Source organism: Nocardiopsis sp. KDC1DS13DA1 (assembly GCF_055632325.1).
In genome coordinates this window covers 77,350-85,403 of record NZ_JBVMUY010000055.1, presented here as the reverse complement: position 1 = coordinate 85,403, position 8,054 = coordinate 77,350, and the positions used below count along the sequence as shown (strand labels likewise).

The window sequence follows — 8,054 nt, the reverse complement described above, 5'->3', positions numbered from 1 at the left end:
AGGTTGAACGTGCGCTGGGAGCGCAAGGCCTCCACCTTCCTGGCCATGCTCGGCACCGCCTGCATCCTCATCTGCTACAAGCACACCGACGGCTCTTGAGGTCAGCTCTGAGGACACCTCTCTCGAGGAACTGGTGCGGGTGGCCGGGTCCCGTTGGGCGGTCGAGGAGTGCTTCCAGAGCGCGAAGAACGAGGCCAGACTGGATCGCCACCAGATGCGAGGTTATCGAGCGTGGTACCGGAACATCACCTTTTCCGTGGCCGCTTTAATGTGCCTGGTTCGGCTCCGACAAGCTGTTCAAAAGGGGGGATCAGAACACACCTCGAGCGTGTGTGGGATCACCTTGAGCGTGAACGAGATCCGGTGTTTGTTCGACCGGGTGGCAGCGCGGATCTTCCACCCGGTCGAGCATGTCCTGGAGTGGTGCCGCTTCAGACGCCGTTCCCAGCAGCGTGCCCGAGCGAGCCACTACCGCGGACGCACAGGCAACAATCTGTCGTTGCAGTACTAGAGAGCGTCTGAAAAGGGTCAGGGCGGTGTTCGGGCCAGGCGGTGGAGCAGGGTCATACTCATCGCGAGGTGGATAACGCTTTCGGAGTTCGCGGCCAGGTACTCGTAGTCCTTGGCGGTGCGCCGGTACTTGCCCAGCCAGGCGAACGTGCGCTCGACGACCCACCGACGCGGCACGACCGCGAACCGGTGCGCCTCACGCGCAGGAGCACCCCGTGGAGCTCGGGTGCCCCGGAAGCCGCCGTCACGCCGCTGGACGACCTGGATGGTGACGTCCACCGCCCGGCGCGCCCACTCCGCGAAGTCCTGACCGCGATACCCCTGGTCGGCCCAGACCTGCCGCAGACGCGGGAACAGGTCCGATGCCAGTCACAGACAGCAGCACCATCGCGGTCTCCAGCGTTCGCGGGGCTGACACGGACCGCGAGCACGGGCCCATCGTGTCGACCAGCGGGTGAGGCCTGGTCCCGTTGACCTTCGTGCCTCCGTCGTAGCCGTGAAGTCCACCGCGGTCGGCGGACTTGGCGCTCTGGGAGTAGATGATCCCCGCACTGGGGACCGGGGGCGGCCGTTACGGATCCGTTCGCGCCGGCGCAGGCGATCCAGGATCTGCTCCCAGAGGCCCTGACGGCGCCACAGCCTCCAGTGGTGGTGGACGCCTCTGCCAGGGTGGGAAATCGTGGGACAGCAGCCTCCACGCGCACCCGGCTCTGGCCCAGTAGGCCAGCGCGCCTGTGATCTCGTGCCGCTCGGTGTAGGACGGGGCGTCCGCCCGACCCGTGCGCGGGGATGAGTGGGGCGAGGACCTCCCACTCGGAGTCAGACAGGTCAGCGGAGTACGGGGGACGTCCGGGCACCGTCGGCCTCCGACTGTAGGGGTCACCTGTCCGGTCTGTATCGCCCTGACCCTTTTCAGGCGCCCTCTAGTTCCGTAGCCCTCGGTACGGGGCATTCTTTCTCCGAGCTGAAGTGCCCGGTGGAGCCACCGCACCTGATCTGAAGCCAGGTTTTCCCGGGAGCGGGCGACGAGCGTGGGCAGGAGTATGGGGAGGGTCCCTTCGTCGGTTCGGGCGTGGCCGTGCTGGTCATCGTCGGGATCGTGCTACTCGCCCGCCGGGGTTAGCGTCCCCTCAACCTCGTCCACGACCCGCCGCCAGTGCTCGCGGCGCTCCGCCCGCTCCTGGGGGCGCCCATCCGCTCCTGGTGGAAGCACAGGACGCAGCGCCCGCCTTTCGGGGTGACCGCGACCTGCACCATGGTCTCCGCGCCGCCCGGGGGCCGGTGCGTGAGCCGCACGTGGTAGCGCCGCGGCCCCTCGCGGAGGCCGCGCACCCCGCCCGCGGTGCCGTCCGCTGTCCGGTAGGTGCCGCCCCGGCACAGCTCGACCGACGGTGACGGGCCGAGCCACAGCTCCAGCCCCTCCCTGCCGGTCATGAACCGCCACACCCGTTCGGCGGGCAGGGGCGGTGTGCGTGACACCCCGATCCGGTACCCCGCGTCCCGCGTCACTCCGACCTCTTCTGCGGCGTCTCCCTCAGGGCTGGTTCCGTCGTGCGCGCAGTGCGCGGACCTTCTCGCGGTTGCCGCAGCGCTCCATGGCGCACCACCGCCGCCTCCCGGGGCGGGAGGTGTCGACGAAGAGCAACAGGCAGTTGTGCCCGCCGCACTCGCGGACGCGGTCGGCGTAGGCCCCGGTGAACAGCTCGACGGCGTCGCGGGCGACGGTCGACAGCGCCTGCGAGGCGTCGGCGGGGGAGGCCCAGGAGGCGGTCCCGCCGGGGTCCATCTCCGGCACCAGCGGGGCCCTCGCGGCGCACAGGTTGATCTGGGCCACGTCCTCCTCCGGGAGCGGCCTTCCGTGCGCCGTCGCGCGGGTCACGCGCAGGATCGCGTCCCGCAGGCGGCGCGCGTCGGTCACGTCTGCCTCCGCCACCCGCACCTTTGACGGGTCCAGGCGGAGGCGGCACGCCGCCAGCCAGGTGTGCAGGTCGGCGGGGGCGTGCAGCACCTCCCACCGGGCCAGCTCGTCGGGGCCGCCCGTGGTGAGCAGTTCCAGGCACAGAGCCCCTGGGTCGAACAGGTAGCTCGCCCCGTTCGGAGGGTGCATCGGCATGCCCGTTGCGCTCGTGCTCATGTAACCAGTATAACTGGAATCACTGACGCGGGGGAGCCCAGCGGCCCCCGGATGATCCCAGGGAGACCACCGATGGCCGTGGACTGGCAGCTCGTCGTGGACTGCGCCGAACCGATCGCGCTCTCGCGCTTCTGGGCGGCGGCCCTGGAGTACGAGCCCGAGGACAACGACGCGCTCATCGGACGCCTGGAGGCGGCGGGCATGGTCGGGGAGGACGACTACACCGAGGTGGACGGGCGCCGGGCGTTCGTCACCCTCGCCGCGATCCGCCACCCCGACGACCCCGTGCAGGCGGACACCGGCATCGGCCTGGGCCGACGCCTCCTCTTCCAGCGGATCCCCGAGGGGAAGACGGTGAAGAACCGCCTCCACCTCGACCTGCGGGTCGGGCCCGAGCGGCGGGCCGCGACGGTCAGGCGCCTGGAGGGACTCGGCGCGACCGCGGTGCGCGAGATCGAGGAGCCCGGGGTCTCGCTCGTCACCATGCTCGACCCCGAGGGCAACGAGTTCGACGTCCAGTGACCCCCTACCCCTCCGGGTTGAGGAAGTGCTCGCGGACGAGGAAGGCGTGCCGGGAGAAGTCGGTGAACACCCCGTCCACCCCGGCCTCGAAGAAGGCCTCGTACTCCGCCGCGAAGCCCCCGTAGTCGCCCGGCTCGCCGTCCGAGCGCAGCTGCTCGGGCAGGAAGTGGTTCTCGCTGCGGAACGTGTACGGGTGCACCAGGAGCCCGGCCTCGTGCGCGTTCTCCACCAGGTCGGTGGGCTCGTCCAGCCCGCCGTCCTCGGTGGTCGGGACCACCAGGCTCTTGTGCGGGCCGATCGCGTGCGCGAAGGAGGCGACCTCCGCCAGGCCGTCCGGGGTGGTGTAGTGCAGCCAGTGCTCCTCGGTGCCCATGAGGTAGACCAGGGGCAGTTCCGTCTCGGCGAGCTTGCGCAGGCTCTCCGCCTCGAAGGACTGGAGGAACACCGGGACCCTGGGCTCCGGGCCGGTCAGTCCGGCCTCGCGCAGTGTCGCGATCAGCGTCGGCTCCAGCTCCAGCCCCTGGGACACGTGGTAGGCGGGGTGCTTGGTCTCCGGGTAGATCCCGATCGGGCGCTTCAGCTCCGCGGTCAGCGCGAACGCGAGCTCGATCACCTCGTCCAGGGTCGGGATCTCGTAGGACCCGTCCATCATCGCGTTCATCTTGCGCACGTCCTGGAGCCGCTCCACCGCGCGCAGGGTCTTGATCTCGGCCAGCGTGAAGTCCTGGGCGAAGAACCCCTCCACCTCGTGCCCGTCGATCGTGCGCGTGGTGCGGCGGTCGGCGAACTCCGGGTGCTCGGCCACGTCGGTGGTCCCGCCGATCTCCTGCTCGTGGCGGCAGATCAGCTTCCCGTCCTTGGTGGCGACCAGGTCCATCTCGATGAAGTCGCCCCCGTACCGGGCCCCCAGCTCGTAGGAGGCCAGGGTGTGCTCCGGGCGGTGGCCCGACGCCCCCCGGTGCGAGATGATCGTGATCGGGAGTTCCTTCTTGTTCCTGCGCACAGCCGAACCGTCCTGGGAAGCGGAGTAGACGACAGAGTCCTGGGGGATCACGGCCGCCCCGCGAGAGGGGCCGGAGGATCCATTCTCCCCGAGACCGCACCCCGCTCCGACCGTGCCCGGACGACGGACCCGGCCCGACGGGCACCGGGTCCCGGACGCGGCACGGGGCCGACCGGTCGTCGGTCGGCCCCGTGTGACGGACGGCGCCGCTCGGGCGCTAACCCTCAGGACAGGCGCGAGAGCACGAAGTCCACGCACTCGGTGAGCTTCTGGACGTCGCCCGGCTCCACCGCCGGGAACATGGCGACGCGCAACTGGTTGCGGCCGAGCTTGCGGTACGGCTCGGTGTCCACGACGCCGTTGGCGCGCAGGACCTTCGCGATCGCGGCGGCGTCGACGTCGTCGCTGAAGTCGATCGTGCCGACCACCTGCGACCGCTTGGCCGGGTCGGTGACGAAGGGCGAGGCCACCGGGGACTTCTCGGCCCAGTTGTACAGGATGGACGACGACTCGGCCGTGCGCGCGACCGTCCACTCCAGACCGCCCCGGGTGTTCATCCACTCCAGCTGCTCGGCGAGCAGCAGGAGCGTGGCCACGGCCGGGGTGTTGTAGGTCTGGTCCTTGCGGGAGTTGGCCACCGCCGTGGTCAGCGAGAAGAACTCCGGGATGTACCGGCCGCCCGCCGCGATCTCCTCCACGCGCGCCAGTGCCCTGGGCGACATGACCGCGATCCACAGGCCGCCGTCGGCCGCGAAGCTCTTCTGCGGCGCGAAGTAGTACACGTCCGTCTCGGCGATGTCGACCGGCAGGCCCCCGGCGCCGCTGGTGGCGTCCACGAGCACGAGCGCGTCGTCGTCGGCGCCCGCCACCCGCCTGATCGGGGCGGCCACACCGGTGGAGGTCTCGTTGTGGGTGAGCGCGTACGCGTCCACACCGGCCTCCGCGACGGCCTCGCCGTGGCTGCCCGGGTCGGTGCTGACGACGGTGGGCTCCTCCAACCACGGAGCGCCCTGGGCGACCTTCGCGAACTTGCTGGAGAACTCGCCGAACGCCAGGTGCTGCGACTTGGAGCGCAGCAGGCCGTGGGCGGCGATGTCCCAGAAGGCGGTCGTACCGCCGTTGCCGAGCACGACCTCGTAGCCCTCGGGGAGGGAGAAGAGGTCGCTCACGCCCGAGCGCACCCGGGACACCAGGGACTTCACCGGCTTCTGGCGGTGGGAGGTGCCCATGTAGCGGGTTCCGGAGGAGGCCAGAGCCTCCAGCTGCTCCGGGCGGACTTTGGACGGGCCGCTGCCGAAACGGCCGTCGGAGGGCAGCAGGTTCGCGGGAATCTGAATGTCGTCGGTCACGGTCCCCAGGGTAGTGGTGGCGCCCCCGACACCGCCGGTCAGGGCGTGGATTGGTTGCGTGAACATCCGTGACGCCGATATCGCGGAATCACATCGCCAGAAGTTCTGGCCGATATGGGACAGGAGGAATTGCCGGAAAGAGGATGAAGCATCGGGTCCGCGTGATGTCTCATGGTGCCGCCATCGGGGGGTGGAGGAGACGACACAACCCGTGGGAGGGGTCCGGCATGGCGAAGGAGTGCACGTCCGACACCCGTGAGGTCCCAGGAGACCGCCCCGACCACGGTTGCCTCCGGGTGTTCGACGCCCTGAGGGGCCGCCCCGGACCGCGGACGCACGCCGTCCTCGCCCGGATGGAGCGCCGGGTCGCCCGCCGCCGACACCGCTCACGATCGGCTGGGGAGCCGGTGGAGCGCCGCCAGGGCCAGGGCCGTCCTGTTCTGGCGCCGGATCGCCCACCACGTGGCCCAGATGTCCGCACGCGTGGCCAGGGTGTCGACGCACATCACCTTCGGCGGGCTCGACGAGAAGATCCTGACCCTCCTCACCTTCCTCGTCTCACTCGTGGTCACGGCGGCTCCCTTCGCCGTCCTGGGGTTGTGGGCCCAGCAGGCGAACCGGATCGTCGGCGTCCTTGCCGCGGTGGTGCTGGCCGGCTCCTACGCCGTCATCGCCTTCTTCCTCCTGCTGCCCTGGCGGTCCTACCGCTGGCTCCACCGCCACCGCTACCTGGTCTGGGAGGATCCCCCCGAGCCTGCGGGAGCGGGAGAGGACTCCGCCGGGCGCGCGGCGGAGGAACCCGACCGACGCCCGGAACGGACGGCCCCTTCCTCCAAGCGGCGGCTGCGCGGCCCGTCCAGGTTCTCCAGGAGGAAGGAGCGCAAGGCCGAGCCGGAACGCCCGGCGCAGCCGAGGAGGGAACCGTCCGGCCTCGACGGCCCGGACACCCGTGTCGACCACCGAGCGCGCGGCATCCGCGTCCTCAACCAGCTCCACGCGTACGAGAAGAACACGGCCAGTGTCGCGGACGACGACAGGCACCCGCGCCCGCTCGGCATCCACCGCCTGGCCGTCAACGCCCTCCTGGACGACCTCCACCAGACCTACGGCGACTCCGGCCCCTCGCTCCTGCCCGCCCCGCGCCGCAAGCGGTCCCAGCGGCCCGTCCTGGTCATCGACCAGCACCGGGCGAGCCGGGTCGAGCGCTACCTGGTCCGACTGATCGGGGATGAACGCCTCCGCCGCGGTTTCCCCGACCCCCTCCTGATCGTCCAGGTGCGCAACGACAGGACCGCGTCCCTGGTGAACGGCTTCCTCGCGGTCGACCGCTGTCCCGCTCTGCCGGAGGGGCCCCAGACCCCCAGGAAGGAGCGCAGCGCGCGCGGCGAGGCCCCGCTCGACGCGGTTCGCCGGTGGCACCGCCTGCGGTACGCGGCCGGGGGCCTCGGTGTCAACCGACTCATCGGGCAGAGGGTGCCCCCACCCACGGACGACGAGCGCAAGCGCCTCCTGCGGCGGCCCGAACCCGAGTGGGTCCTGACGGTCCCCGCCCTGGTCGGGAACTGGGCCGCCGGGACGGTCGCCGTGGCGGCCGCGGCCGCGCTGCTCGGCGTGTGGCTGATCCCGGACCTGGTCCAGGCCAGGCACCCCTGCGTCCAGGACGGGGCGTTCGTCCCCCGGGGCATCACGCGGATCGGCTCCGAGTGCGTGGGCGTCACCTCCGGGGACTTCGTGTTCCACGACCGCCTGGAGGAGGTCACCGACCTCATCCACGAGCAGAGCCAGGCCGTGGAGGAGGGCGACGAGCCCTACGTGACCGTGCTCTACCTCGGGGCGCTGGACGTCGCCGACGAGGACGACCCCTCGCTCTCCGGGGTCCAGGGCGAACTGCTCGGCCTGGCGCACAGCCAGGAGCGGCACAACCGGCCCTCGCGGGAGGGGCGGCCGCAGACCAGGCTCCTGATCGCCAACGCGGGGCAGGGCTGGAACCACGCGGAGACGGTGGCGGAGGACATCGCGGGGCTCGTGGAGGACGAGGACCTGGGCACGGACCGCCCGGTCGCCGCCGTCGGGTTCGGCCACAGCGTGGTGCCCAACAGCCAGGCGATCATGATGGTCGGCGACGCCCAACTGCCCATGGTCGGCAGCACCGCCACGTTCGACGACGTCTCCCGGTACGGCAACCGGGAGCACAGCGGGTTCTACTTCCCCATCGCCCCCGCCAACTCCCGGATCGCCGCGCAGGCCGCCCACTGGGCCTACAACGGGGTGCCGTGGGGCGACGGCGGCCTGGAGCCCGCCCGGTCGGCGGTCGCCCTCGCCAGCGTGTCCCTGGACGAGGAGGGCGAGCACCGCGACACCTACGGGCCCCACCCGGCCCAGGAGTTCATCCGGGCGTTCCGGGCCGAGGGCGGCCGGGTGTGGGAGCCGCCGGAGGGCCTCGGTCCGGACGAGTTCTCCGACGGTTCTACGAGACCGGGGAGCGGCCCGCGGGCGGCGGGGAACCGCCGGACCTGAGCCGCCAGCTCACCCTGCT

7 protein-coding genes and 1 pseudogene are annotated in these 8,054 nt (G+C 71.2%); 3 read left to right on the top strand and 5 right to left on the bottom strand.

From position 1 onward, the window contains the following. Positions 1 to 112: 112 nt before the first annotated feature. Positions 113 to 307, top strand: a pseudogene (locus ACTVAJ_RS28975) (transposase); the annotation flags it as partial. A gap of 221 nt (positions 308 to 528) precedes the next feature. On the opposite strand, the gene ACTVAJ_RS28970 reads toward ACTVAJ_RS28975, so the two are convergent. The 3 genes from ACTVAJ_RS28970 to ACTVAJ_RS28960 all read right to left on the bottom strand — a co-directional run bounded on the left by ACTVAJ_RS28970 (position 529) and on the right by ACTVAJ_RS28960 (position 2,644). Continuing rightward, complete coding sequence (locus ACTVAJ_RS28970; protein ID WP_470391478.1) at positions 529 to 855, bottom strand: transposase; 327 nt, start codon at positions 853 to 855, stop codon at positions 529 to 531. Between the two features lie 774 nt (positions 856 to 1,629). Further along, positions 1,630 to 2,019 carry an SRPBCC family protein gene (locus ACTVAJ_RS28965; RefSeq protein ID WP_470391472.1) on the bottom strand — a complete coding sequence of 130 codons (390 nt, stop codon included), beginning with the start codon at positions 2,017 to 2,019 and terminating at the stop codon, positions 1,630 to 1,632. A gap of 25 nt (positions 2,020 to 2,044) precedes the next feature. After that, positions 2,045 to 2,644: a CGNR zinc finger domain-containing protein gene (locus ACTVAJ_RS28960; RefSeq protein ID WP_470391471.1), complete on the bottom strand. Its 600-nt coding sequence runs from the start codon at positions 2,642 to 2,644 to the stop codon at positions 2,045 to 2,047. Between the two features lie 72 nt (positions 2,645 to 2,716). On the opposite strand from ACTVAJ_RS28960, the gene ACTVAJ_RS28955 reads away from it, so the two are divergent. Continuing rightward, the gene (locus tag ACTVAJ_RS28955; RefSeq protein WP_470391470.1) at positions 2,717 to 3,166 is read left to right on the top strand and encodes a VOC family protein; all 450 of its coding nucleotides are present in this window, start codon (positions 2,717 to 2,719) and stop codon (positions 3,164 to 3,166) included. Between the two features lie 4 nt (positions 3,167 to 3,170). Here ACTVAJ_RS28955 and ACTVAJ_RS28950 read toward each other — a convergent pair whose 3' ends face one another. Together ACTVAJ_RS28950 and serC are read right to left on the bottom strand one after the other, a co-directional pair. Next, positions 3,171 to 4,169, bottom strand: a complete 999-nt coding sequence (locus ACTVAJ_RS28950) for a glycerophosphodiester phosphodiesterase family protein (RefSeq protein ID WP_470391469.1) — start codon at positions 4,167 to 4,169, stop codon at positions 3,171 to 3,173. Between the two features lie 224 nt (positions 4,170 to 4,393). After that, the gene (gene serC / locus ACTVAJ_RS28945; protein ID WP_470391468.1) at positions 4,394 to 5,518 is read right to left on the bottom strand and encodes a phosphoserine transaminase; all 1,125 of its coding nucleotides are present in this window, start codon (positions 5,516 to 5,518) and stop codon (positions 4,394 to 4,396) included. Between the two features lie 471 nt (positions 5,519 to 5,989). Between serC and ACTVAJ_RS28940 the strand changes: the two genes are divergently transcribed. Beyond that, positions 5,990 to 8,035, top strand: coding sequence for a hypothetical protein (locus ACTVAJ_RS28940; protein ID WP_470391467.1), 2,046 nt, complete (start codon positions 5,990 to 5,992; stop codon positions 8,033 to 8,035). Positions 8,036 to 8,054: the final 19 nt, after the last annotated feature.